23 protein-coding genes are annotated in these 24,263 nt (G+C 57.0%); 9 read left to right on the forward strand and 14 right to left on the reverse strand.

What is annotated here, in order from left to right:
- Positions 1 to 259 precede the first annotated feature (259 nt).
- A complete protein-coding gene (locus HDF12_RS09310; protein WP_179582318.1) occupies positions 260 to 781 on the reverse strand; it encodes a GNAT family N-acetyltransferase in 522 nt (173 codons plus the stop codon).
- 598 nt (positions 782 to 1,379) lie between these two features.
- Here HDF12_RS09310 and HDF12_RS09315 point away from each other — a divergent pair.
- A complete protein-coding gene (locus HDF12_RS09315; RefSeq protein WP_179582320.1) occupies positions 1,380 to 3,503 on the forward strand; it encodes a DUF1800 domain-containing protein in 2,124 nt (707 codons plus the stop codon).
- A gap of 21 nt (positions 3,504 to 3,524) precedes the next feature.
- Positions 3,525 to 4,115: a cupin gene (locus HDF12_RS09320; RefSeq protein WP_179582322.1), complete on the forward strand. Its 591-nt coding sequence runs from the start codon at positions 3,525 to 3,527 to the stop codon at positions 4,113 to 4,115.
- A gap of 15 nt (positions 4,116 to 4,130) precedes the next feature.
- Here HDF12_RS09320 and pdxH read toward each other — a convergent pair whose 3' ends face one another.
- The gene (gene pdxH / locus HDF12_RS09325; protein WP_179582324.1) at positions 4,131 to 4,727 is read right to left on the reverse strand and encodes a pyridoxamine 5'-phosphate oxidase; all 597 of its coding nucleotides are present in this window, start codon (positions 4,725 to 4,727) and stop codon (positions 4,131 to 4,133) included.
- A gap of 184 nt (positions 4,728 to 4,911) precedes the next feature.
- On the opposite strand from pdxH, the gene HDF12_RS09330 reads away from it, so the two are divergent.
- Positions 4,912 to 6,084 (forward strand): DUF2235 domain-containing protein, encoded by a 1,173-nt coding sequence (locus tag HDF12_RS09330; protein WP_179582326.1) that lies wholly within the window; start codon positions 4,912 to 4,914, stop codon positions 6,082 to 6,084.
- On the opposite strand, the gene HDF12_RS09335 is transcribed toward HDF12_RS09330, so the two are convergent.
- From HDF12_RS09335 to trmD, 4 genes are all read right to left on the reverse strand, one after another.
- Complete coding sequence (locus HDF12_RS09335; protein WP_373563881.1) at positions 6,081 to 6,809, reverse strand: PIG-L deacetylase family protein; 729 nt, start codon at positions 6,807 to 6,809, stop codon at positions 6,081 to 6,083. The two genes, HDF12_RS09330 and HDF12_RS09335, sit on opposite strands and share 4 nt — an antisense overlap.
- The gene (locus HDF12_RS09340; protein ID WP_257025445.1) at positions 6,800 to 7,576 is read right to left on the reverse strand and encodes a ribonuclease HII; all 777 of its coding nucleotides are present in this window, start codon (positions 7,574 to 7,576) and stop codon (positions 6,800 to 6,802) included. Before HDF12_RS09340 ends, HDF12_RS09335 begins: the two co-directional genes overlap by 10 nt.
- Before the next feature lie 97 nt (positions 7,577 to 7,673).
- Complete coding sequence (gene rplS, locus HDF12_RS09345) at positions 7,674 to 8,033, reverse strand: 50S ribosomal protein L19 (protein WP_218892334.1); 360 nt, start codon at positions 8,031 to 8,033, stop codon at positions 7,674 to 7,676.
- Between the two features lie 179 nt (positions 8,034 to 8,212).
- Positions 8,213 to 9,037, reverse strand: coding sequence for a tRNA (guanosine(37)-N1)-methyltransferase TrmD (trmD, locus tag HDF12_RS09350; protein WP_179582328.1), 825 nt, complete (start codon positions 9,035 to 9,037; stop codon positions 8,213 to 8,215).
- Between the two features lie 177 nt (positions 9,038 to 9,214).
- On the opposite strand from trmD, the gene HDF12_RS09355 reads away from it, so the two are divergent.
- A complete protein-coding gene (locus HDF12_RS09355) occupies positions 9,215 to 10,105 on the forward strand; it encodes a hypothetical protein (protein ID WP_179582330.1) in 891 nt (296 codons plus the stop codon).
- A gap of 35 nt (positions 10,106 to 10,140) precedes the next feature.
- On the opposite strand, the gene rimM is transcribed toward HDF12_RS09355, so the two are convergent.
- The 4 genes from rimM to HDF12_RS09375 form a co-directional block, all read right to left on the reverse strand.
- Positions 10,141 to 10,746 carry a ribosome maturation factor RimM gene (rimM, locus tag HDF12_RS09360; RefSeq protein WP_179582332.1) on the reverse strand — a complete coding sequence of 202 codons (606 nt, stop codon included), beginning with the start codon at positions 10,744 to 10,746 and terminating at the stop codon, positions 10,141 to 10,143.
- A gap of 54 nt (positions 10,747 to 10,800) precedes the next feature.
- Positions 10,801 to 11,100: a KH domain-containing protein gene (locus HDF12_RS09365; RefSeq protein WP_179582334.1), complete on the reverse strand. Its 300-nt coding sequence runs from the start codon at positions 11,098 to 11,100 to the stop codon at positions 10,801 to 10,803.
- Positions 11,101 to 11,389: 289 nt separating this feature from the next.
- The gene (gene rpsP, locus HDF12_RS09370; protein WP_179582336.1) at positions 11,390 to 11,638 is read right to left on the reverse strand and encodes a 30S ribosomal protein S16; all 249 of its coding nucleotides are present in this window, start codon (positions 11,636 to 11,638) and stop codon (positions 11,390 to 11,392) included.
- A gap of 149 nt (positions 11,639 to 11,787) precedes the next feature.
- Positions 11,788 to 12,585, reverse strand: coding sequence for an alpha/beta hydrolase (locus tag HDF12_RS09375; RefSeq protein ID WP_179582338.1), 798 nt, complete (start codon positions 12,583 to 12,585; stop codon positions 11,788 to 11,790).
- Positions 12,586 to 12,729: 144 nt separating this feature from the next.
- Here HDF12_RS09375 and HDF12_RS09380 point away from each other — a divergent pair, with 144 nt between their 5' ends.
- The 3 genes from HDF12_RS09380 (at position 12,730) to HDF12_RS09390 (ending at position 15,943) form a co-directional block, all read left to right on the forward strand.
- Positions 12,730 to 13,440 carry an esterase family protein gene (locus HDF12_RS09380; RefSeq protein ID WP_179582340.1) on the forward strand — a complete coding sequence of 237 codons (711 nt, stop codon included), beginning with the start codon at positions 12,730 to 12,732 and terminating at the stop codon, positions 13,438 to 13,440.
- A 173-nt stretch (positions 13,441 to 13,613) separates the two neighbouring features.
- Positions 13,614 to 14,627, forward strand: a complete 1,014-nt coding sequence (locus HDF12_RS09385) for an ATP-grasp domain-containing protein (protein ID WP_179582342.1) — start codon at positions 13,614 to 13,616, stop codon at positions 14,625 to 14,627.
- Between the two features lie 212 nt (positions 14,628 to 14,839).
- Positions 14,840 to 15,943 carry a carboxylate-amine ligase gene (locus HDF12_RS09390; RefSeq protein ID WP_179582344.1) on the forward strand — a complete coding sequence of 368 codons (1,104 nt, stop codon included), beginning with the start codon at positions 14,840 to 14,842 and terminating at the stop codon, positions 15,941 to 15,943.
- Positions 15,944 to 15,952: 9 nt separating this feature from the next.
- Here HDF12_RS09390 and solA read toward each other — a convergent pair whose 3' ends face one another.
- Positions 15,953 to 17,110 (reverse strand): N-methyl-L-tryptophan oxidase, encoded by a 1,158-nt coding sequence (gene solA, locus HDF12_RS09395; RefSeq protein WP_373563882.1) that lies wholly within the window; start codon positions 17,108 to 17,110, stop codon positions 15,953 to 15,955.
- Positions 17,111 to 17,590: 480 nt separating this feature from the next.
- Between solA and HDF12_RS09400 the strand changes: the two genes are divergently transcribed.
- Positions 17,591 to 18,649 (forward strand): aminopeptidase, encoded by a 1,059-nt coding sequence (locus HDF12_RS09400; RefSeq protein WP_179582346.1) that lies wholly within the window; start codon positions 17,591 to 17,593, stop codon positions 18,647 to 18,649.
- 51 nt (positions 18,650 to 18,700) lie between these two features.
- On the opposite strand, the gene HDF12_RS09405 is transcribed toward HDF12_RS09400, so the two are convergent.
- The 3 genes from HDF12_RS09405 to serS are packed head-to-tail and all read right to left on the reverse strand — an operon-like array spanning position 18,701 to position 21,163.
- Positions 18,701 to 19,405, reverse strand: coding sequence for a LolA family protein (locus HDF12_RS09405; protein ID WP_179582348.1), 705 nt, complete (start codon positions 19,403 to 19,405; stop codon positions 18,701 to 18,703).
- Positions 19,406 to 19,448: 43 nt separating this feature from the next.
- On the reverse strand, positions 19,449 to 19,829 hold the full coding sequence (locus tag HDF12_RS09410) for a hypothetical protein (protein ID WP_179582350.1): 381 nt from the start codon (positions 19,827 to 19,829) through the stop codon (positions 19,449 to 19,451).
- A gap of 5 nt (positions 19,830 to 19,834) precedes the next feature.
- Entirely contained in the window at positions 19,835 to 21,163 is a 1,329-nt protein-coding gene (gene serS, locus HDF12_RS09415; RefSeq protein ID WP_179582352.1) for a serine--tRNA ligase, read from the reverse strand.
- 533 nt (positions 21,164 to 21,696) lie between these two features.
- Between serS and HDF12_RS09420 the strand changes: the two genes are divergently transcribed.
- The gene (locus tag HDF12_RS09420; RefSeq protein ID WP_179582354.1) at positions 21,697 to 24,216 is read left to right on the forward strand and encodes a 3-hydroxyacyl-CoA dehydrogenase/enoyl-CoA hydratase family protein; all 2,520 of its coding nucleotides are present in this window, start codon (positions 21,697 to 21,699) and stop codon (positions 24,214 to 24,216) included.
- Positions 24,217 to 24,263: the final 47 nt, after the last annotated feature.

Consider the following 24,263-nt stretch of genomic DNA (forward strand, 5'->3'; position numbering starts at 1 on the left):
CTTTGGCGGCGACTATCAGTGCGATAGTGCAGGCTCCTGTTCCCCAAGCCGCGTTACTATTCGTGTGCTGTTTCGCTATCGAAGAAACGATGACAGCAGCCAAGAAAATCAGCACCATGAACGAAAAAGGATATACATCTTTCTTCTCTTGATTAGCCAATAGCACCTGCCTTACACACAAACTGCCTCCATCATTCTAGTCAGCTAGTAGAAACGGGGTTATAGGTAACTTTGGTTGCCGGGAGTTCAAACTGATCCACTACCAAACACCTGCCCCAATCATCCCAAGATCAACCCACCCATAAGCCACCACAAGCAGCATCACCCCACCCACTTCCATCTCCTTTGAAGCTACTCGCACTCCTCCCGACCGCGTATAGAAGCCCCCGGAAGAGTTGTCTTCAAGCACCCAGGCCACCATGCTCCTGAACCCTCTCTCCTTCAACGACCCAGCCAGCCTCCTCAAAAGAGCCATCCCAACCCCACGCCCCTGCGCATCCTTCAGCAGATAGACAGCAAACAACTCCGCATCAAACCCCTCCACAGGCTCCCGTATCGCACCGCCACCGATAAACCCAACAACGTCGCCGTCCACCTCGGCAACAAACACATCGACATCAAGCGTCAGCCACTCCCGCCACGAGGCCTCGCGCTCCGCCACCTTCAAACTCGCAAGGTAGGCCTCCGGCACAATCCCCGCGTACGTCGTCCTCCAGCTCTCCACATGCACATGGGCAATCGCGCCTGCATCCTCACCCGCCGCCGCGCGAATCTCTGCCATGCGCCCACCATACCGTCCAGCCGCAGCACGATCAAGCCCGCCGGCTGTTGTCGATTTTGTTGTATTCGTAAGTTGCCATTATTTGTTCTTCGTCGTCATCCCGACCCTGAGCGAAGTCGAATGGGAAGAATCCGTAGTCTGTTCTTGCCGTCATCCTGAGTGCATCGAAGGATCCCGAGACCTTCCACCAACCCGTACCGTCCGAACCTTCCAACCCAAACACTCCAGCCGTCGCTGTTCTCCTCAAAACGTTCCAGATCAAAAAAACCTGTCAAGCCCCCAACTCACCAAAACCCGTGCCAATCCAGCAGATTCGCGTGGCGTATCAGTTACCCTCCACTAGCTATACTTGATATTAGGATGAAAGAAGGGAATCGCCGCCACCAAACTTCCCAGCTAACTCCCTGATAACAAGTATTTTGTGCGTAACCCTCTTATTTGCAATATTTTACAGGCAAGCACCACCCGCAAGCCAATGAATCGAAAGATTTTACGCCCAAAATACCCCCAAGGGGGGAGGGGGAGGTACCGCCACCTCTCTCAAGCCCTGGAGCGCAACTTCGAACTCGATGTCAGGTCTAATCAGCCAGAGGCGTCTATGCGAAGGTTCTTACCGATTCTCCTTGCTTTATCCGTCGCCGCGCCAGCCTGCCCGCAAACGCAACCTTCGCCCAAACCCTCCCCCAAGCCCACCAAACCCAAGGCCGCCAACCCGCCCAAATCCGCCCCACTCATCCCCCTCACCCAGCAGGAACGAGCCCAGCAGTTCCTCAACCGCTTCACCTTCGGCCCCCGCCCCGGCGACCTCGAAAAAGTAATCGCCCTCACCCCCGAAAAGTGGTTCGAGCAGCAACTCAACCCCGCTTCCATCCCCGACGCCGCCCTCGACCACCGCCTCGCCGACTACACCACCCTCAACCTCCAGCCCGACCAGGCCCTCCAGCTCTTCCCCGACCACTTCACCATCGCCATCACCGCCGAAGGCAAGCGCCCCTACCCCACCGACCCCCTCCTCCTCGCCATGTACGAGGTTCAGGTCTACAAACTGAACAAGGACATCGACAGTAAAAAGACCAACGCAAAGGGCCAGCTCATCATTCCCCCACCCACCGACGCCGAAGCCGCCGCCCAGAAGAAATCCGACCAGGACACGGCCGCCCGCATCGCCGGAGAGCTCTTCGCCCTCCCTAAAAATCAACGGATGGCCGCGCTGATCAAGCTCTCCGTCCCCGAGCGCATCGCCTTCACCACCTACGTCGCCGGAGACCAAAAAAATCTCTTGCTAGCCGACTTCAACCCCCGCGAGCGCGAGATCTTCAACGGCATGGCTGCGAACATCGGTGCGCCCCACTACATCGTCGATGAGCTATCCCAGGCCAAGATCCTCCGCGCCATCCTCAGCGAGCGCCAACTGCAGGAGGTCATGGACGACTTCTGGTTCAACCACTTCAACATCTTCATCGGCAAAGACTCCGACACCTGGTACACCACCAGCTACGAACGCGACGCCATCCGCAAACACGCCCTCGGCAAGTTCCGCGATCTCCTCCTAGCCACTGCCCAAAGCCCGGCAATGATGGTCTACCTCGACAACTGGCTCTCTATCGGCCCCGACTCCCAGGCCAACGGCGTCAACCCCGCCAACCCCAACTCGAAGAAGGGCAACCACGGCCTCAACGAGAACTACGGTAGGGAAGTCATGGAACTCCACACCGTAGGCGTCAACGGTGGCTACACCCAGGCCGACGTTACCGCACTCGCCGCCATCCTCACCGGCTGGACCGTCGATCGCCCCAACCAGGGTGGCCCCTTCCAGTACGACTACAAAAAACACGAACCCGGCCCCAAGCAATGGCTGAAGCGCACCATCTCCTCAGAGCCTGTCCTACCCAATGCATCTTCAGCGGCGACGCAAGTCGGCATGAAAGAGGGAATCGAAGCTCTCACCGTCCTTGCCGCTGACCCACACACCGCGCACTTCATCAGTTACAAATTAGCTCAGCGCTTCGTCGCCGACGACCCACCACCTGCTCTCGTCGACCGCATGGCCGCCAGCTATCTCGCCACCGACGGAGACATCAAAGCCATCCTCCGCACCCTCGTCCAATCCCCTGAGTTCAACTCGAAGAAGTACTTCCGCAACAAGGTGAAGACTCCGATGGAGTTCGTCGCCTCCGCCTTCCGCACCACCGCCACCGACCCGGCGAACCCAGGCGCCCTAGTCAATACCCTGAAGACGATGGGTATGCCCCTCTACTACGCGCTTCCCCCAACCGGCTACTACATCACCGCCGACCAGTGGATGAACTCCACCGCTCTTGTAGACCGCCTCAACTTCGCCTACTCCCTCACCGGCAGCAAGTTTGCCAATCAAAAGTTCGACTCAGCCCACGTTCTCGCGCTCGGCCTCATGTCTCAACCCGCCAGTTCACCATCTCCACAGATGTCCGAGACCGAAAAATCCAACCGCGCAAAGTTCTCCGAGGCTCTCCTCTCCGCCGAGATCCACAACGGCACCACGAACCAGCCTCCACCCGATGCAGCCGGCCAGGACATAGCCCTCCACGTCCTCGAAGACACGCTCATCGGTAACGACGTCTCCGCCCAGACCAATCAACTCATCCATAAGCAAATCACCGAAATTCCCACTACCAACTCCACCGACACCCTCAACCTGCTGACCGCTCTCGTCATGGGCAGCCCCGAGTTCCAACTCCGCTAACCTCCACGCCATCTCATTCACATGACATCAATTGACCGCAGACAATTCGCGACTGGCTTCGTAGCTGCCAGCTTTGCAACCACCAAAACCTTAGCGTCTGCAATCGAAACTCCGTTGACTGCAATGCCCGAACAGCTTCATCTCAAACCCAACGGCTGGATGCCGAACAGCCAATTGCCCGTCTTGTTATACCGAAAAGCGCTTCCACTAACAGGAGACCTCGCATCTGACATGGAGCGCATCTTCTCCGCCAACGGCTGGCCGCCACAGTGGCGCAACGGCGTCTACTCGTTTCACCATTACCATTCCACAGCACACGAGGTCCTCGGCTTTGCAGCCGGCCACGCCGACCTCGTCCTTGGCGGTGAAGGCAACGCTCCACTCACCGTACACGCCGGCGACGTCCTCGTCCTGCCCACCGGTACCGGCCACTGCCGCATCTCTGCCTCAGATGACTTCCTTGTGATCGGCGCCTATCCGGAGAACGAGCACTGGGACATCTGCCGCACCGCCGCCAGCCCGGAAACACTCGCAAGCATGCGCAAGGTCCGCTTTCCCCACTCCGACCCGCTCACCGGCCCCTCAGGTGCCCTTCCCAGACTCTGGATCTGATCCGTCGCCATCAGCCTAAGGAAACAATCGTTCCTTACGCCAACCCTCCCCGACTTTAGTAAACAGAAATCGGTCGTGCAGGCGTCCTTCCCCATCCTTCCAAAATTCAATTTGCTCCGGCCGGAGTACATAACCTCGCCAGTAAGCCGGTCGCGGAATCTCCCCCGGAAACTCTCGGTCCAACTCCTTCACCCGCTCCACCAGCACCTCCCGAGAGGCCACCACGCGACTCTGTTCGGAAGCCGCGGCACCAAGCTGACTCAGCCGCGACCGGCTATGAAAGTACTCATCCGCATCTTCACTCGACAACTCAGTCACCAAACCCGAGATACGCACCTGCCGCCGCAGCGACTTCCAGTGAAAGCACATCGCCGCACGCGGATTCTCCTTCAACTCCGCACCCTTCTGACTCTCCGCATTAGTGTAGAAGCAGAACCCTTGAGCATCGAACCGTTTCAACAACACCATCCGCACACTCGGCACACCCTCCCGTGTAGCCGTAGCCAGCGCCACCGCATTCGGATCGTTCAACTCATCCCTCTCGGCGTCCTTCATCCACAAGCCAAATAACGCAATTGGGTCGACCGCGTTTTCAACATCGATCTCACTCATCAAAACCTCGCTTCGCCTCAAGTCTACAGATGCAAACGACCATCTGATCGAGCTTTGGCGTGGGTCCCGCTTCAGTTTGCAATGCGTGGAACTTTTCTCTCCCGACCTTGCTCCCGCGAAACAGCTTTCTTTCCCAGCTTCCGGCAAATATGATTCGTCCACCTATTCTCCGAGGAGATCCTTCATGGCGAAGAACATCGTTATCTGCTGCGATGGCACCGGCAACGCGTATGGCGATAACAACTCCAATGTCGTCAAGCTCTACCAAACACTCCTCATCGACGGGAAGCGGCAGGTCGGCTACTATCATCCCGGCGTTGGCACCGAAGGCTCTCCCAACTCAACCAACAGGCTGACCGCCGCACTCTCCATCGTTGCGGGTCTGGCCTTCGGAGCAGGTCTCTTGGGCAATGTCTCCGATGCCTATCGCTACCTGATGGACGTCTACGAACAGGGCGACAACGTCTACCTCTTCGGCTTCAGCAGAGGAGCCTTTACGGCACGCGCCATCGCGGGCGTCCTTCAGATGTTCGGCCTTCTCTGCCCCGGCAACGATGGACTCATCCCCTACGTCGTCAAGATGTACGCGAGACGAAGCCGCAAGGCCGGCGGCATGACCCACACCTTCCACGTCGCCGAAGGCTTCAAAGCGACCTTCTGCCGACCATGCCCTTTACACCTGGTTGGTGTGTGGGACACGGTCAGCTCAGTCGGTTGGATCTGGGATCCCCTGAAGTTGCCGTACACGGGGCGCAACCCCGATATGGCCAATGGCCGCCATGCCATCTCCATCGACGAGCGCCGCTGCTACTTCCGCAATAATCTCTGGGGGGACCCCTTCGACGGCCAGAGCATCAAGCAGGTCTGGTTCGCCGGTGTCCACTCAGACATTGGCGGCTCCTATCCCAGCGCCGAGGCCGGCCTTTCGCAAGTCACGTTGCAGTGGATGCTCTGCGAAGCCATCTCACTCGGTCTGCTGGTCAATCCCAACCAGGCAAATCAGATTCTCGCAGAAGTAACTCCCTCCACTGAGGTGGCTCCGAATCCCGCACAGCGCCAACATAACTCCCTTACGGGGTTTTGGTGGATCCTCGAAATATTTCCTCACTCCTATTACGACGCAGCGACCAAGAAAAAGAGGTGGCGCATCCCTCTCGGCGCTCGCAGAGCGATCCCACCTGGCTCTGTTGTTCACGAAACAGTTTGGCAAAAGCTCGCTGTCGATTCGTCCTATCGCCCGCCCAATCTGCCCAGCGACTGGAGCACGAATCCCGCCTGGAGAAATAATGCGGAGCCTGACAGTCCATTCAACTGCTCGAGCACTGGCTCGCGTGCGGAGAGCGCAGAAGCGAACTAGGTCAATCCCTCGAACAGATCCGTCTGCAACTTGCAAGCCTGCGGCTCAGTCGTAGCCGCCAAGGCGTAGAACTCCTCAGCTCCATATCGCTCGAATATCTCTTTTGTCTTTTCCATCAACGGTGCCTGCGACACATGCTTCCGAAATGCCTCGCTCTTCCGCTCTCGTACAGAGCGGATATCCAGCGTTAGTGTCCAGGGCATCATCATTGCAGGCTGTCGATCGGGCATCAAGAAGTTTGCAGTCACGTAATACAGCCGTTGGGCTTTGTGCGGATGCCCCGCTTTTGGATACCGTTTTGGCTGCCCCGCCCAGTGAAACGCGGCGGTCGTCAGCATAGAAGTCATCATATGATCAGCATGGGTATTCTGGCCGCCGTCACCGCCGAAGGTAATCAAGACATCCGGCTTGAATCGCCGCATTCGTTCCACCAGCCTCTCGGCGGTCTTCGAGAATTCAACAAACTCTAGCTGCGCGTCCTGGTAATCCATCAGTTCACAATGCGTAACGCCCAGCACTTCACACGAGGCGCGAAACTCTTCTCTCCGCATACTCCCGAGCGCCTCTCCGTTCTCAGCGTCGCCTCGATTCGTTGCTGCCTGACCGTCCGTCAAGCAAACCACGTAGGTCTCAACTCCTCGATCCGCTGCCAGCGCCAACGCTCCACCAAAGGCGTAGCACTCATCGTCAGGATGCGCGACCACACACATCAACTTCAAGCCCACTCAGCTTCCTCCAGGCCTGCATCCAGATCGGCATCTTCAAACAGAAGTTCAGCCGACATCGCTTGTTCCAGCTCAGCATCCGGATCGACCCCGCGCACCGGCGCGAAGCTCCTCCTGTGTAGAGCACACGGCCCAATCTCAGCCAACGCCCGTCGATGCTCCGGCGTCCCGTATCCCTTATGCGAAGCCAGTCCGTATCCCGGATGCACAGCGTCCAGTTCACGCATCAACGCATCACGATGCACCTTCGCAATCACCGAAGCGGCGGCAATCGAAAGGCTAAGCGCGTCGCCATAGATCAGCTTCGTTTGCCGACAGGGATGATCGAGCCGCATCGCATCGATCAGCAAATGATCCGGCGCGAGCGTCAATCCCTTCACCGCAGCCAGCATTGCCATCCGTGTAGCTTGGTAGATGTTCACCCGATCGATCGTCTCGGCGTCGACCTCTGCAACACAAAAAGCAAGTGCCATCCCGCGTATCTGCTGGTTGAGAGACTCGCGCTCCTCCCGTGTCATCTGCTTGGAATCTTTCAATCCTGCGTTCGCCAACTCGTCGAGGCACTCCGGCAGAATCACCGCAGCCGCCACCACCGGCCCAAACAGCGCCCCACGCCCCACCTCATCCACCCCGGCGATTCGTTGAAAACCGTAATACCGCAGAGCCTGCTCTGGCGCATCGCTGCAAACAAGCATCTTCAACATGCGCTGCTTTGCGGTAGCAGCAGTCACCGTTCGGGGAGCACGAGTGGAGGGAGTCGAAGCCATGCCTTCAAGGTCGAGTGTAAACCCACCGCGCAAAACTAAGCCACGACCGAAGTCGTGGCTTAGTGTAAAGCTCAGTGGAAAACAGGGAACGAAATGCCTACTTGGCGGCGCGCTCAACCTCACGCAGACGAGCAGCCTTACCGCGCAGACCGCGCAGATAGAACAGCTTCGAACGGCGAACTTCGTAGGAGCGAACCTTCTCGACCTTGTCGACGACCTTGGAGTTGTACGGGAAGATGCGCTCGACGCCCTGACCGAAGCTCATCTTGCGAACAGTGAAAGATCCCTGCGCGCCCTTGCGGCAGGCAATGACCATGCCCTCGAACGCCTGCAGACGCTCTTTCTCGCCTTCACGAATCTTTACTTGAACTCGAACTGTGTCGCCGGGGGCGAACGCGGGTAAATCGGTCCGCTCTAACTTTGCGGCCAGCTTCTGCATAATCGGATGAATGGACATGACACAACTTTCCTATGTTGGACTCGACCTCCAGTGTACACGAAATCTCCGCAAAATGCCTCTAGAATCATCTCCTCCGCCCGGCGGGAGGGCCGCTTTTCTCAGTTCCCTCAACAGGATATACAAGTCACGAAGTGACCGCGCCACGCGTAGTAGGCCCGGCCGGCAGGCCAGATCCCTCAAAAAGATCCTGAATCGCCGCCCCGTAGCTCCGCCAGAATCTCGCGGTCTTCATCCGTAATCTCAATCCTCTCCAACAGGTCCGGACGGTTCTCCAGTGTTTTCTTCAGCGCCATCCTCCTCCTCCATCGTCGGATCACCTCATGATTGCCTCCAGACAGTGCCTCTGGAATCATTGTCCCCATAAAATCCGCTGGCCGCGTGTAGTGCGGGTAGTCCAGCAACCCTCCCGCTCCATAGGTTGACCGTGGTGGCCCACCCGCAGCGTCGGAAAGGTTCAAGACGTCCTCCGCGCCAAAACTTTCAAATCGCGATGAGTCAGGATTCCCCAGAGCCCCCGGCAGCAGTCGAACCACAGCGTCAACAATCACCGCCGCCGCTAACTCCCCGCCCGACAAAACATAGTCGCCAATCGAAATCTCCCGGTCGCAGAGCAGTTCGTTAACCCGCTCATCGACACCCTCATATCTTCCGCACAAAATGACAACCCGTTCCGTTGTCGAAAGCTCCTGCGCCAGCGATTGAGTGAATGGCTGCCCCTGCGCCGACAACAGAATCACGGTCTCTCTGCTCCTGTCCCGTTCAGCCTTCGGAGAGACATTCAGTGATTGCACCGCATCGTAGATCGGCTGCGCCTTCAGCACCATGCCCTCGCCCCCGCCGAACGGCCGGTCGTCCACCGTTCGATGGCGATCGTGCGTGAAGCTGCGCAGGTCATGTATTGCAATCTGCACCAGACCCGTAGTGCGAGCGCGCTTCAGAATCCCGTAATCGAAGGGCCCTGTAAAGAAATCGGGAAAGATCGTAATGATGTCAAAGCGCATAGACGATAAGAGCGGTACAGCCGCTCGTTTTTTGACTCCCAGGTTGCACCATATCACTTGGAAGTTGTGGAATCACGCGACTGATCTCAACGAAGATCTCATCGAGATGATCAGAGGACCTGGGCGCTTCTCCCGCCGTCTTTTCAGGTCATCGCGGCGAGCCGAAAGAGCATCCATATGCTTCAACGAAAACTCGCCGCTCTCCTGATCTTACTGCCGTCGTCTCTCAGCCTCACGGTTACAGCACAGCAACAGACGCCCTCGAATCCCGTTGCGCCCTCGCAACTCGCCCTGGCTCTGCCGGCAACGGCCAGCCTATCGACCGAAGAATTGCATAAGCCAGCCGTCAAATCCTCCAGCGCCGAAGGAGTCATCCGTATCACCCCTACACCCCAGCTCGAAAAAGAGCTCCCATCCCAAAGACCGTTCCGCACGGCAGCCTTTGGGATTAAAGCCAATACGTTAGGAGTCGGCGCAGAACTGGCTACGCCGCTCTTCGGCCGTTTCAATCTCCGCTCCGGCGTCAACTTCTTGGCCTTCGCCTACCCCTTTGGCATCGACGGCGTGAACTACAACGCGAATCTCCACTTCAAATCCTCGCAGAGCACTCTCGATTGGTTCCCCGGTGGTCACGCCTTTCACATTAGCCCAGGCATTCTCTACTCCAAAAACACAGTCTCCTCGACTGCGACGGTCCCTGCCGGCCAGAACTTCACCCTCGGTGACCAGAGCTTCATCAACAGCGTCGGCGATCCGGTCCACGGCAACATGTCGCTCGCGTATCCACGCACTCTGTCCCCCATGCTTCTATTAGGCTTCGGTAACATCCTTCCCCGCAACAGCCGCCGCCTCTCCGTCCCCATGGAGTTCGGGGTCGCCTACACCGGCGCGGCCACCATCAACGTCAATCTCACCGGAACCGCCTGCACCAACGATGGTTGCACCAGCTTCGGCGGCAACTCCGAGGTCCAGGCCAGCCTCACGCAGGAGATTCACAAAATCAACGAAGACCTGAAGAAGGTCCCCGTCTATCCGATCCTCTCGTTAGGAGTGGCCTATCACTTCTAGCTCTCTGCTTTGAACTTTGCGCTGATGCTTCGAACTTAGCTCTCGTCGCCCGAGCTTCGATTGACTTCGACTAAACCATCAGGCAGCTTCATCTCGATGCGTTTCGCCTCTGTATCCACCGCCAGTAAAAACGCCTTCGCAAACGGGATGAGAATCACATCCCCGGCGAGCGACCTCACCTCCAGCAGCGGTGCAGCGTCGGTCAGTCGGCGCGCCCCATCTGCGGTTGTAGCGAATTGAACATCTTCTACAACACCCACCGCCGTTGCTCGGTCATACACCGTACAGCCGATCAACTCGCTGATGTAGACCGAATCGTCATCTAACGGAAGCCGTTCCTCTCGAGGGACGAGCACGTCTAATCCGGCGACCGCCTCAGCATCCGAAATCGTCTCAATACCCGACAACTGCAGTACGACGCGTCCCTGGTTCTTCCCAACGGGCAGCCAGAACGCCACAACCTCTATAGCACGTGCCTCCGACTCCTCCCCTTCAAAGCCCGAGGGCGCGAGAAACACTCTCGTCTGCTCCTCAAACCGCTCGGGGAAGTCGGTAAACAGCTCCGCCAGAACCTCACCCTTGCGACCTTGCGGCCGAAGTAGATGTGCCAACACAATCCAGGCTGGAGTAGTTTGCGTCATAGAGCAAAATCTGAGGAGAAGCAAAAAACCAGATCCTGCAAGCTGCTCTGAGCTTTATGGTGCAGGGGGATGGTCCTCTTCAACGATGTCGAGCGAAAAGCGGTGTTTCAGCTTCATGCTGGCTGCGCTAAGAATCGTGCGCATGGAACGCGCTGTCCGTCCTTGCTTCCCGATCACTTTACCGACATCGCTGGCAGCGACCCGCAAGCGAATCGCGGTGCATTCGCCATCTTCTATGGCCTCGACCGAGACACTGTCCTGGTCGTCTACCAAGGCACGGGCTATCTCTGCTACAAGGTCTGTCATGTTCTTTACAGGGTTGTCCCCTGCAGGAAACTGGGTTGCCTGGGTCATCACACACCTTCTGGGTCTGGGAGTCACGGAGGAACGCTCAAGCTCTTTCCCTTTGTCTCGTCTACTGCGAGATCTTCCAGGAAGTGCTGCAACGAGCGATACACCGGTCGCAGGAAGTCCAGGGCAATAAACCCCGGGCCTTCTGCTTTGCAAGGCCACTGCAGTTCGACTGTGCAATACCAAGGAGTCTACGTGAAACGGTACCAGGACGTGCTTCAAGGAACCTATTGTGTCAGCTATCTTTGGGAACCATTACCTCATGCCCAAAGATAGCATTGACCAGTAACTCCTAGGCTACCGCGACTGCCTCTGCAGGCTTCTGCGCCATCAGCTTACCCACGCGCTCAGACAACTGTGCTCCGTTTCCGGTCCAGTAGTCGATGCGGTCGCGCTTCAAATCAACCGTCGCAGGGTTGGTGCGCGGATTATACGTCCCCACTACTTCGACCGAACGGCCGTTACGGGCGCGGTCCTTCTCGATCACAACGATGCGGTAATGTGGCTGCTTACGCGCTCCAACGCGCGCCAAACGAATCATCAACACGGGCAATGCCTTTCAGAACATTATTGGTTTGGGTGACATAGCCGCGCTGTCGATCCTTCTCGGACAGGGACTTTAGATACATTACCCAACATCTAAGTATGGCTGAAAACGCGCCTTTCCGCAACGAAGAAGCGCAAACTCTCTTACCCTGACGGAAAAAGAAACCGCAGCACATCCCCAAAGCGCTTCGACCAGGCATTTTCATCGTGAACTGCTCCGTCAACCTTCTCATAGATAAGGTCTTTCCCGGGCCGCCAGCCCCGATTCAGCAGCACGCGCTCCAGCATGTCCGTGTCTCGAACATGACGAACCCCCTCCGCCGTCCCTATATCCAGCCAGAGACGAAGCTCAGGCTTCGAGTCCGTTCGTTCGATCACCTGCAAAATGCTGCGCTGATCCCACCACAGCGATGGCGAAATGACCGCCAGCTTGCCGAACACCTCCGGGTACGAAAATCCCAAATACAGAGAGATCAGTCCGCCCAGCGACGACCCGCCCAGCCCGGTATTCTTTCCATCGGTCAAGGTCCGGTAGGAACGGTCAATCAGAGGTTTCAGCTCCTCGACCAGCAACCGCCCATACTTCCGTCCCTCTCCCCCGCCCATCTTCAAGTCACGCGTCGGCGTGTACTCTGCCATCCGGCGAAGTCCTGTATTTGCAACGCCTACCAGGATCACCGGCTCAATCTCCCCGTTCAGGCTCAGCTCGTCAGCCGTCGTATGCGCATTCCAGGTCCGCCCCGCGATGTACGACGTCCGCCCGTCAAACAAATTCTGACCATCGTGCAGATAAAAAACAGGGAAGCGCCGCTCCTCATCCTCCAGATACTGCGGTGGGAGATAGACCGAAATCATCCGGTCGTCCGGCAGAATCTCCGAATGAAACTTACGTACGCTATATCTCGGATTGGAATCCAGTTCGTCTGCGGTATGCTCTGTCATCGCCTCTTCGGGCAAACCGACGGACGCAAGCTCGCGCTCAAGTGGCTTAAGCGCAGAAATTGAATGAGATGGCGATGTTTGTTTCAATGCGAAAGAAGCTGCTCCAATAAACTACGATTGCATCAGACTAGCAGAGGGAGCTCGATGAAGCGCGAATACCACAAATGGTTCTCTCCCTCCCTCGGGCGCGATATGGAACTGCTCGTCTTCGGACACGCAGGGTATCCCGCCGTCGTCTTCCCCACCTCCCAGGGCCGCTTCTACGAGTTTGAAGATCGCCAGATGGTCAGCACCGTGCAAGACAAGCTCGAGCACGGCCACCTCCAGCTCTACTGCGTCGACTCGGTCGATGGCGAAAGCTGGTACAACCGCGACGTCCCACCCCGCTGGCGAATCGCCCGTCAGGCGCAGTACGGCAACTACATCATGAATGAGGTCGTTCCCCTCATTCGCCAGATGAACCAGTACTCCGGCATCGGAACCATCGGCACCAGCTTCGGCGGCTACCACGCCTTGAACATCGCCCTCCGTCACCCCGACGTCTTCACCGGCATGCTCTCCATGAGCGGAGCCTTCGACCCATCCCACTTTCTCCGCGGCTACTACGACGACGACTGCTACTTCAACATCCCCATGCACTACCTCCCCAACATCGGCGACCCTTGGTATCTCGACCGTTACCGCCGTAATAACTACGTTCTCGCAACCGGCGTCCACGACCAGTGCTGGAACGAGAACGAACGCATGGCGCAGATCTTCCGCGCAAAAAACATCCCCTGCCGCCTCGATGTCTGGGGCGACAACACAGGCCACGACTGGCCCTGGTGGCAGAGAATGCTGCAGACCTATCTCTAAAGCCAGGCCTTGATCCCGACCAACGGGAGGAACCAAGCATCAAAACAATCAAGACCGGTATACACGTCACGAAGTGACCGCCCCACGCGCAGTGGGCCCGTCCGGCAGGACATTGCAGGAGAAACGACTCGAGCCGCACCCTAACCAAACCCAAAACCCGTATGGAGGATTCAGTGAAGAAGATCGGTGTTCTGTTCGGAATGGAAAATACCTTTCCCGGCGCATTAGTCGATCGCATCAACGCGATGGAGATCGAAGGCATTCACGCGGAGTTCGTCTGCGTAGGCGGCGTTCGAATGGCCGCGCCCTCGGGCTACGCCGTTATCCTCGACCGCATCTCGCACGACATGCCCTTCTACCGTTCGTTCCTCAAAAACGCGGCTCTCAGCGGCACACAGATCATTAACAATCCCTTCTGGTGGTCCGCCGACGACAAGTTCTTCAACTACGCCCTCGCCTCAAAACTAGGCGTAGCCGTCCCTAAGACTGTTCTCCTTCCGCACAAAAAATTTCCACCACAGATCAACGAGCGCTCCCTACGCAACCTGCAGTTTCCTCTCGACTGGGATGGCATCTTCGACTACGTAGGCTTCCCGGCCTTCCTCAAACCGCACGACGGCGGCGGATGGCGCGATGTCTTCCACGTCCACAATCGCGACGAGTTCTTCTATGCCTACGATCAGACCCGCGACCTCTGCATGACCCTCCAGGCTGCGGTCAACTTCAAGGAGTACTTCCGCTGCTACGTCGTCGGTCAAACTGACGTCCGCATCATGCCCTACGATCCGCGCCGCCCACACGAGCACCGCTACGTCCTCGACCCACCGGAGTACGACAAGAACCTCCTCAAGCGCGTCGAGAAAGACGCCCTCACCCTCTGCAAAGCCCTCGGCTACGACCTCAACACCGTCGAGTTCGCCGTAGAAGACGGCATCCCCTACGCCATCGACTTCATGAACCCCGCACCTGACGCCGACCTTCACGCCGTCGGCAAGGAGAGCTTCGACTGGATCGTCGACAAGGTCGCGAAACTAGCTGTAAAAAAGGCGCAATCCTCCGCCAAAGTGAAAACGGAGATGAACTGGTCCGCGTTCCTCGCCCCCTCGAGGAAAAAAGAGATATCTAAATCAAGCGCCAAATCTGCACCAAAAAAAGCGGTGAAGAAGAAAACAAAAAAAGAGGAATAGCTACAACAAAAAAAAGAATAACCACTACTGGCGCTCCTCAAGAATCGTCATCTCGACCGTAGCAGTTGGACAGTTTTGTTTTTGCCGTTGCCCGTTCTTTTGTTGTCATTCCGCAGCGCAGCGAAGGAATCTGCTGTTGTGCTTGCCTTTGCTTTTCCACCACCCTTGCTTCAAGTGGTACGCTTCTGACTCAATTGAAAGACGGAGAGCATATGCGGCCATCGTTTACGCTAGGCATCGAAGAGGAATACCAGACAGTCGACCCCGAAACACGCGACCTGCGCTCCCACATCGCGACCGAGATGCTCGCCAAGGGCAAGCTTCGTCTCGAAGAGCGCGTCAAGGCCGAGATGCATCAATCCGTCATCGAAGTAGGCACCCGCATCTGCAGCAACATTCAGGTAGCGCAAGAGGATCTCTTCGATCTCCGCCGCAACATGATCGCCCTCGCCGAAGAGCATGACCTCCTCCTCATCGCCGGCGCAACCCATCCCTTCGCCGACTGGCGCGTTCAGGAGATCTACCCCGACCCTCGCTACGCCCAGGTCGTCGAAGACCTCCAACTCGTAGCCCGCGCCAACCTCATCTTCGGCCTCCACGTTCACGTCGGCATCGAAGACCGCGAAGCCGCCATCCGCATCATGAACTCGCTCCGCTACTTCCTCCCCCACATCCTCGCCCTCTCCACCAACTCCCCCTTCTGGCTCGGCATGGAGACCGGCTACAAGAGCTACCGCGCCAAGGTCTTCGAAAACTTTCCCCGTACTAACCTCCCCGACAGCTTCGCCAGCTACTCGGAGTTTGAGAGCTACGTAAACCTACTCATCAAAACCAACTCCATCGACAACGCCAAAAAAATCTGGTGGGACGTCCGCCCACACCCCTTCTTCGACACCGTTGAGGTCCGCATCTGCGACATCCCCCTCCGCGCGCACGAGTCCATCGCCATCGCCGCGCTCATCCAGGCCACCGCCTGCAAGCTCTGGCACCTCCACTCCCGCAACATCGACTATCGTCAGTACTCCCGCGCCCTCCTCATGGAGAACAAGTTCCGCGCCGTCCGCTACGGCCTCGACGGCAAGATGATCGACTTCGGTAAACAGGCCGAGGTCCCCGTCCGCGAGCTCATCCTCGAATATCTCGCCTTCGTCGATGACGTCCTCGACGAACTAGGCAGCCGCACCGAGATCAACTACATCCACACCATGCTCCGCGAAGGCTCAGGAGCCGACCGCCAGCTAAAAGCCTTCCGCGAAACCGGGAACCTGAAATCCGTAGTCGACTACATGGCCGCCGAGACCCGCGCCGGCCTCTAAGATAAGAAACTACCCACGCTTACGGAATCGGGAACCTGAGAAGATGCGGATATCCGTTGAAGTCTCTCGTGTCATTGCGAGGTCGCAAAGAATCTCTCCTACTACGGAAGAAAATTTGAAACCATGACCGGAGAATCCGGCAGCAAGGCTCACCTGCGGATAATTGGGGTGCGTATCGATAATAAAGTGTTCGTCAGGCGTCATCGTATACATGCAGGTCGCCGTGTGAGAGATCTCCCCGTTGAGCGCGGGAATTCTAGTCCCGATAGCAGACCTGATTGCTGATGCATCACGCGGATGGATGCGCCGATCAATTGTCGACGGAGTGCATGTCTCATTACCAGAATGAATCCCCACCTTTGGGCTCCCATTTTCGCTTATTCGCGGAAGGCCATAGAACAACGGAGATCCCTCAGGCTCCCACAGGAAGATCGGGAACACTCCACGATCAAAGTTGGAAGATTCGTAAAGAGGCTTAAGCCAGAACAGCACCCTGCGCGAGACGACGACCGGCATCGCAACGTCTGGTAACAGCTCCGCGAACCACGGACCAACAGAAATCACCAGCGATCTGGCATGGTAAGTCTGCTTTTCTGTCGTAACGCTTATACCGTCACCCTCTTGAGAAGCCGTCCACGAAAGCACTGGTTCTTCGAAACGAAGATCTGCACCGCGCCTGGATGCACCGCGTAGATGCTGTCGGATACATTCCTCGGGCTTGAGGTAGCCTGCCTTCTCTTCGTAGAAAGCGACTTCGTCCTCTGTCAGGGCAAACTGCGGAAAGCGACGGCGCATCTCTTTGGCGTCGAATAGGTCGTGTCCGAGACCGTACTTTGTCGCGCTTCTCAAGCAGCCCGTCACCAGCGTTCCTTTGGTCGGTCCAATAGCAACGCCACCAGTGATGGTCAAGAGGTTCTCGTTGCTTTCCTCTTGCAACTGGTCCCAAAGCTCATATGCCCGTAGAACGAGCGGAACATAGGCAGGGTCTTCGAAGTACGCCTGCCGGATAATGCGCGACTCCCCTTGCGACGACCCCTTATCATGAGCGGGAGTAAAGGCCTCCAGCCCCAACACCTTTGCGCCTCGCTTAGATAGTTGGTATGCCGTGGCGCTTCCCATAGCGCCGAGGCCGACGACGATAACGTCAAATGTGCTTTCCAGCGTCACCCTCCACGGTGCAACAGTTCAAGGATTAAGGGACCAAAGTCTCCTTCTCTAACGATATGTGGTTAGGAGGATCTTTTGCAGGAGCGTTTCCTTTTGGACAAACCTGTCAAGCCCTAAAATCGCAAATCACCGCGCCAGACAAGCAGATTCGCATGGCACAATACCCCACCAAACCCAATATAATTAAAACAGGACCAAAGAGTGCCCCGACCCAGTGTCGGGGTTTTCGTTTTCTACAGGCCAATGAAATGAGGACTTTACAGACAGTAATCGAAAGAAGCATCTGTCTTTTCAAGACTTTGCTTCTAAGTCAATCTAAGTCAAAAAGGAAGTCCAAACCTAAGCCTCAAAGATGGAAGACTTTAGCGCCAAAGTGCCGGGGAGGGGGAGCAGTAGATACCCTCTCAAACTCCTTTTTCTCCTGTAACTCCTCAGTAACAAGCTATCTTAGAAAGAAGTTTTATTCGGAAGGCCGCACCCATGGTTGATCAAGCAACGCAGGCAGCACCAGACCTCCGCACCACCGCCTTCCCCCCTGAGTTCACCCCCGGTGCTCGCAACGCCGTCACTACCTGCCTGCGCATCCAACCCAACGAGAAGGTCACCCTCATCACCGACGAGCGCTGCCTCACCATCGCCGCCTCCCTCGTCGCGGAGCTAGACCAGATCGGCTGCACCTGGAACGCCTTCGTCCTCGAAGCTCTCGCCCCACGCCCCCTTACCGATCTGCCTTCAGCCATCCTCGAAGACATGGAGTCCTCGCAGGTCAGCATCTTTGCCGTCGAAGTCCAGCCCAACGAACTCCACAGTCGTATGCAGATGACCGACGTCGTCAATCGCCGCCGCATGCGCCACGCCCACATGGTCAACATCACCCCCGAGATCATGACCCAGGGTATGCGCGCCGACTTCCTCGCTATCGACCGGCTCTCCCAGGCCGTCCTCGACAAGGTCCGCGCCGCCACTTACGTCCGCGCCACCACCCCCGCCGGCACCGACATTCACGCCCAGCTCAACCCCGACTATCGCTGGTTCAAAACCTCAGGCATCATCAGCACCGAGAAGTGGGGCAACCTCCCCGGCGGCGAATGCTTCACCGCTCCCGGTGAGGTCAACGGCGTCTTCGTCGTCGACGGCGTCGTAGGCGACTTCCTCTGCGCTCGCTACGGCATCCTCCGCGCCCATCCCCTCACGATCAACATCGAAGGCAATCGGATCACTCGTGCCTCCAGCGAGAACAAAGCCCTCGAGCGCGATTTTTGGGCCTACACCCACACCGACGAAAACTCCGACCGAGTGGGCGAGTTTGCCATCGGCACCAACATCGGCGTCGACCGCGTCATCGGCAACATCCTTCAGGACGAAAAATTCCCCGGCATCCACATCGCCTTCGGCGACCCGTACGGCGCCCACACCGGCGCCCCCTGGAAGTCCTCCACCCACATCGACGTAGTAGGCCTCGAGTTCAGCATCTGGCTTGGCGACGCGCAGGGTGAAGAGCAGATCATGCGCGACGGCCAGTTTCTACTCGACGCCTGAGCGGGCTGTACTGAAGGAGTCCGGTCCGCGTTACAGTGCTCCGCGATAACCTCAGTGCGAATCAGTCGTCGTCTTACTGTCAGTCTTTATCTGATAAGGCTTGGTATCTACACCCTGGTTGTATCTGATGTTGGCGTAGACGGCAGTTCGATAGTCATCGGACGGCATGTAGAAGCTTTGTTTCAGAGTAATGCCGCGGACAGGGTCTACCCAGATCGTCATATGCGTGCAATTGTTGCGGACAGACGGATCCTTCGGCACCAGATCCAGCTTAGCGGTCTGCACTCCGTTCAGCATCTCATCCCCTAGATCTGAGATTGCCCATGCTTTGGCCATCTCTCTGCCACTGCCACCGAAGCCAAGCGTGAGAAAGCTCTCCATCTGAGCCTGGTTCCCCTTAGGAGTAATGATGGTCTCGTGGTCGGTGCCAGGGTCAAACAGAGTCAGAATCCCGTTGCGGTATTCAAGAACCTTGATCGAGGGAGACGCAACCTTGGCTCCCATGACGGTCTTCACGCCTTCCTTCTTGAAGTAAATGGTGCCCTTCTGCGTGGTCGTCTGCTGCACAACCTTCTCGTAGAGGTCCCACTGAAAATCCGCCTCAGCCGACTGGAACTTCAGGCTCGCCGCGTCCATCTGACGAAGCACTTCATCCAGGTGGCCAGGCTTCGGCTGCGCAACACCAAAAACTGTGGCGAGACCTGAAACAACAGATGACAGGAAAAGTGATGCAACGATACGACGGAATGTGGTCATAACTCAGGTGCTCCTGGAAGTTGGATGCATTATGTGTCAGAAGTTAACGAAGCACCCAGGCGTTGTAGGCGATGATCTTCCCCTGTGCGTCGTGGACGGCCTCGTACCGCTGGATCGATACCTCGCCAGATATCGGTTCGATCACGCGCAAGATCGCGGCGCGGCGCTCGAGGTCAGTGCTAGCGCCGCTCATATCATCAGCGCGAACCTGGTAGATGAAGCGGCTGCTTCCGCCGGAGGTCCCAGCTTCTCGGACCAGCACCTCGCTCGCATGGAGAGCGATCGTCTCAACGGGTTTGTCCTTGAAGTCAATCAAGCGGGGCGAGACAAACATGAAGACGAGAATGGCTGTCACCATGACGTCATAGTGGAAGCTGCCTCGCTCGTAGGCCCAGAAGATGTAGCTGCGGATCAGTTTGAACATGGTTGTTAGCTCCTGCCTTGCTGCTTGCCGATGACTGTATCGCCGTTCATATACGGAACTAACACGGATGGGATCTTTATCGTTCCGTCAGCCTGCTGGTAGTTCTCCAGAATCGCAAGATAGGTGCGGCCTACGGCTAGTCCGCTGCCATTCAGGGTGTGAAGAAACTCACTCTTCTTTGCTTGGGCCGGGCGGTAACGGATATTTGCCCTACGAGCTTGGAAGGACTCAAAGTTGGAGCAGGACGATATCTCGCGATAGAGCTGTTGACCGGGCAACCACACCTCGAGATCGTAGGTTTTAGCAGCAGAAAAGCCCATGTCGCCCGTGCAGAGCAGCATTCGCCGATAAGGGAGGCCGAGACGCTCAAGCACGGTCTCGGCGTGACGCGTGAGACGTTCATGCTCAGCGTTGGAGTCTTCGGGGCGTACAAATTTGACCAACTCGACCTTCTGGAACTGATGCTGGCGGATCATGCCACGAACATCCTTTCCGTAAGAGCCTGCCTCGGACCGGAAACAAGGGGTGTAGGCGCAGAAGGATATTGGAAGCTGCGATTCTTCGAGCGTCTCATCGCGGAATAGATTCGTGACTGGAACCTCAGCAGTAGGGATGAGCCAATGATCGTTCTCCTGGTAAACACCGGTCTGGTAGGAACCCTTGTCGTCGCAATGGAAGCTATCTTCGGCAAACTTCGGCAGCTGGCCCGTGCCAAAGAGGGACTTAGAGTTGACCATATACGGTGGAAGGACTTCGGTATAGCCGTGCTCGCCAGTGTGAAGGTCAATCATGAAGTTGGCGAGGGCGCGTTCGAGCCGTGCTCCTTGGCCGAAGTGGACAACAAAGCGCGAGCCTGAGATTTTGGCCGCGCGACCAAAATCGAGGATGCCCAGCGCTTCGCCGAGGTCCCAATGAGGTTTTGCGGGGAAGTCGAAGACCGTTTGCTCGCCCCAGACCTTCTCCTGTCGGTTGTCGTCCGCCGATTTGCCGATGGGTACGCTGTCCTGCGGCAGATTGGGGAGGGCTTGCAATATCTCTTTCAATCGCTCGTCGGCAATTGCTGCGGAGTACTCAAGCGACTCTGCTTCAGACTTCAGGGCGCGTGTCTGATCGGACTGTGAGGTTGCATCTACTCCTTCACGTTTGAGCTTTGCGATCTCTTCCGTTAACCTGTTTCTCTGGGCCTTGAGCGTCTCCACTCGAGTGATAGCCTCTCGCCTCTCGCGATCGACTTCGACGAAGTTACCCAGTGCAAGTTCGGGATCTATTCCCCGATTACGCAACTTCTCTTTCACAAGGGCCAAATTAGCCCGAACAAATGCAAGATCAATCATCACGTTACATTTTAGCGTCTTCCCGCTGGAACACGGACCAGCGATGTCTTGCCATACTCGCCCTTTACCTTCAGTTGACTACGAAAGTCGATTTTTTCCGGTTATCTCGGCTCCCCGGCTGCACGCTCACGTAAAGCTGAAGTTGGTTATCGATCAGTTTCGAGCCGGCTACCTCGGATCGCACGGGTTCAGTCTTGTGCTGAAACGAGCATCTACTTCAACTCTTGCCAGCTTTAACTATGCCAATACCAAGACAGCACGGGACACGACACCACTGGAACGGGTTATACAGACAGACGGCAGGGCATCGCAGTCAGGAGTGATGAGATTTGATCCGCAACCTCCTACCTACGACCCAAATGAGCGAAGAAGATTCGCTTCGGCCGTGACAAGTAAAAGGGCTAACGGGCCGCGGGATTGAGTCCTAGAATGAATGAATTAGTGAATCGAGTGGCTATCCACTTGACGGACTGAATGGTCATTCAGTATGCTTCGCATCGTTCGGGTATTCCTGCCCGCCGGAGCCTTTGACCATGCCTTCCAGCACTATCGAAGCACCCACGCCGCAGAGTGCGGCAAAGCCCAGCCAGTCTAGGGAACATAGACAGATCACCAAGGTTGCCGTTCTTGGAGCGGGAACCATGGGTTCGCGTATCGCAGCCCACATCGCCAATGCCGGGTTGCCGGTGGTTCTGCTGGATATCGTTCCGCTGGGTACGGATGCCAGTGCCCCGAAGCAGGAGCGGAACAAGTTTGTCCTGGCGGCCATGGATGGGTTGAAGAAGTCGAAGCCTGCGGCGTTTTATGCGGTCGAGAGCTCCCGGCTGATAGCGATTGGCAACTTCGAGGACGATCTGGCTCTGATCGCGGACTGTGACTGGATCATCGAGGTAGTGGCGGAGAATCTTGAGATCAAGCGGGCTCTGCTGGATAAGGTGCAGCAACATCGCCGTAAGGACACGATCATTACGAGCAATACGAGCGGACTGCCGATTCACAAGATCGTGGAAGGAATGCCGATGGAGTTGCGCCGCCATTGGTTTGGAACGCACTTCTTCAACCCGCCCCGGTACATGCGACTGCTCGAGATTATTCCGACTCCAGACACGGATCCGGCGGATATTGCGGCGGTGGAGCGCTTCTGCGATCTGCGGCTGGGGAAGGCGATTGTTCATTCGCACGATACGCCGAACTTTATTGCGAATCGGATTGGTACGTTCTCGATGGGGAATGCGATTCGCCTAATGCAGGAGCAGGGTCTGTCAATCGAGGAGGTTGATACGTTGACTGGCTCTGCGCTAGGTTGGCCGAAGAGTGGGACTTTTCGACTCGGCGATATGGTCGGCGTGGATGTACTGGCACATGTGGCGACGAACTTTTCCGCGCAGGCCACAAGGATCAAGGACGAGCGTGCCGAGGTGACGCTTGCGCCTTTTATCGGCAAGATGCTGGAGAAGAAGTGGCTTGGAGACAAGACAAAGCAGGGTTTTTATAAAAAGGAAGGCAAAGACGCAGAGGGTCGGGATCTGCGCCATGTTCTGGACTGGCAGACGCTGGACTACAAGCCGAGTATGCGGCCGAAGTTTGCTGCGATCGAGATGGCGAAGAATGTGGAGTCGACTCACGCACGCATCGCGCAGCTGCTGCATGCGGATGCGACGAAGGACAAGGCTGCTGCGTTTTACTGGCCGCTGCTGACGGAGCTGTTTACGTACAGCGCGAACCGGGTGCCGGAGATCGCGGACAATATAGTTGAGATCGATCAGGCTATGAAGACGGGTTTCAACTGGGAGCTTGGCCCATTTGAGATGTTCGATGCTGCGGGTGTGCTCGCCACGACGGAGAAGATGCGCGCTGCTGGTGCGCAGATCTCGGCGAACGTGGAGAAGCTGCTTGCTTGTGCAGAGAAGCGCGGGGAGGCTAATCCAGCGTGGTACAAGGATGATGCTTCGGTCGCTTCGGGGCGGCTCTTTTTCGATTCTGTCAGCGGGGAGTACAAGCCAGTTGTGACAGCGGAGGGAGTGACCTCGCTAGCGGTGATCAAGAAGGCGAACGGAGTGGTGAAGAAGAACCCGGGTGCTTCGGTCATCGATCTGGGTGATGGAGTGGCGGCCATTGAGTTGCACTCCAAGATGAACGCACTGGGCGATGACATCGTCAATCTAATTACACAGACGCTAAAGCCTTCGAGCGAGATCGTAAGCAACTTCGAGGCTTTCGTCATTACGGGTGACTCCACTAATTTTTCGGTCGGTGCGAACCTAATGCAGCTTCTCCTTGGGGTTCAGGAAGAGGAGTGGGATGAGGTGGAGATGGCAGTGCGCGCGTTCCAGAATATGACGCAGGCCATCAAGTTCTGTCCGCGCCCTGTGGTGGTTGCGCCATATGGAATGTGTCTGGGAGGAGGCGTGGAGATTTCGCTTCATGCCGCTGCGCGTCAGCCTCACTCTGAGCTTTATATGGGTCTGGTGGAAGCCGGCGTTGGGCTGATTCCGGGCGGCGGCGGTTGTAAGGAGATGACGATCCGGTCGGTAGAGGCTGGATCGAGCATTCGTCCGGACGCACGCGGCGAGGGCGTCGAGATATTTGAAGCGCTTAAGAAGAACTTCGAGACGATCGCGATGGCGAAAGTTTCGACCAGTGCGGCGGAGGCTCGTTCGTTCGGCTTCTTCAAGCAGTCGGACAACATTACGATGAATCGCGAGCGGCTGCTGACGGATGCGAAGACGAAGGCCCGCGCGATCGCCGATGCTGGCTATAGTGCGCCCGCCCCGCGTACTGACATTGCAGCTCCAGGAGAGAATGCACTGGCTACGCTGAAGCTGGCGGTGTGGACTATGCGGGAGGGGCAGTACATCTCTGATCATGACGCGAAAATTGCGAACTGGGTGGCGTATGCGTTGTGCGGAGGTAAGGTCACACCGGGTACACCGCTTACAGAGCAGTATCTGCTGGACCTTGAGCGTGAAGCTTTCCTATCGCTTTGTGGAGAAAAGAAGACGCAGGAGCGAATTGCGTTCACTTTGAAAACGGGCAAGCCTTTGCGGAATTAGGAGCGGGTTCCTAGCAGTTAGTTCAAGTCAAAAGATACCTTTCATTT

The organism is Tunturiibacter gelidiferens (assembly GCF_013410115.1).
In the GTDB taxonomy this organism is placed as follows: Bacteria; Acidobacteriota; Terriglobia; order Terriglobales; family Acidobacteriaceae; genus Edaphobacter; species Edaphobacter gelidiferens.

Coding starts and splice junctions, on each gene's coding strand:
- HDF12_RS09405 (WP_179582348.1), bottom strand. CDS start 19,405: ATGACCACATTCCGTCGTATCGTTGCATCACTTTTCCTGTCATCTGTT.
- HDF12_RS09315 (WP_179582320.1), top strand. CDS start 1,380: ATGCGAAGGTTCTTACCGATTCTCCTTGCTTTATCCGTCGCCGCGCCA.
- HDF12_RS09390 (WP_179582344.1), top strand. CDS start 14,840: ATGCGGCCATCGTTTACGCTAGGCATCGAAGAGGAATACCAGACAGTC.
- HDF12_RS09310 (WP_179582318.1), bottom strand. CDS start 781: ATGGCAGAGATTCGCGCGGCGGCGGGTGAGGATGCAGGCGCGATTGCC.
- rplS (WP_218892334.1), bottom strand. CDS start 8,033: ATGTCCATTCATCCGATTATGCAGAAGCTGGCCGCAAAGTTAGAGCGG.
- rpsP (WP_179582336.1), bottom strand. CDS start 11,638: ATGATTCGTTTGGCGCGCGTTGGAGCGCGTAAGCAGCCACATTACCGC.
- trmD (WP_179582328.1), bottom strand. CDS start 9,037: ATGCGCTTTGACATCATTACGATCTTTCCCGATTTCTTTACAGGGCCC.
- HDF12_RS09420 (WP_179582354.1), top strand. CDS start 21,697: ATGCCTTCCAGCACTATCGAAGCACCCACGCCGCAGAGTGCGGCAAAG.
- HDF12_RS09330 (WP_179582326.1), top strand. CDS start 4,912: ATGGCGAAGAACATCGTTATCTGCTGCGATGGCACCGGCAACGCGTAT.
- HDF12_RS09375 (WP_179582338.1), bottom strand. CDS start 12,585: ATGACAGAGCATACCGCAGACGAACTGGATTCCAATCCGAGATATAGC.
- rimM (WP_179582332.1), bottom strand. CDS start 10,746: ATGACGCAAACTACTCCAGCCTGGATTGTGTTGGCACATCTACTTCGG.
- HDF12_RS09340 (WP_257025445.1), bottom strand. CDS start 7,576: ATGGCTTCGACTCCCTCCACTCGTGCTCCCCGAACGGTGACTGCTGCT.
- HDF12_RS09410 (WP_179582350.1), bottom strand. CDS start 19,829: ATGTTCAAACTGATCCGCAGCTACATCTTCTGGGCCTACGAGCGAGGC.
- HDF12_RS09380 (WP_179582340.1), top strand. CDS start 12,730: ATGAAGCGCGAATACCACAAATGGTTCTCTCCCTCCCTCGGGCGCGAT.
- pdxH (WP_179582324.1), bottom strand. CDS start 4,727: ATGAGTGAGATCGATGTTGAAAACGCGGTCGACCCAATTGCGTTATTT.
- serS (WP_179582352.1), bottom strand. CDS start 21,163: ATGATTGATCTTGCATTTGTTCGGGCTAATTTGGCCCTTGTGAAAGAG.
- HDF12_RS09400 (WP_179582346.1), top strand. CDS start 17,591: ATGGTTGATCAAGCAACGCAGGCAGCACCAGACCTCCGCACCACCGCC.
- HDF12_RS09355 (WP_179582330.1), top strand. CDS start 9,215: ATGCTTCAACGAAAACTCGCCGCTCTCCTGATCTTACTGCCGTCGTCT.
- HDF12_RS09365 (WP_179582334.1), bottom strand. CDS start 11,100: ATGACCCAGGCAACCCAGTTTCCTGCAGGGGACAACCCTGTAAAGAAC.
- HDF12_RS09320 (WP_179582322.1), top strand. CDS start 3,525: ATGACATCAATTGACCGCAGACAATTCGCGACTGGCTTCGTAGCTGCC.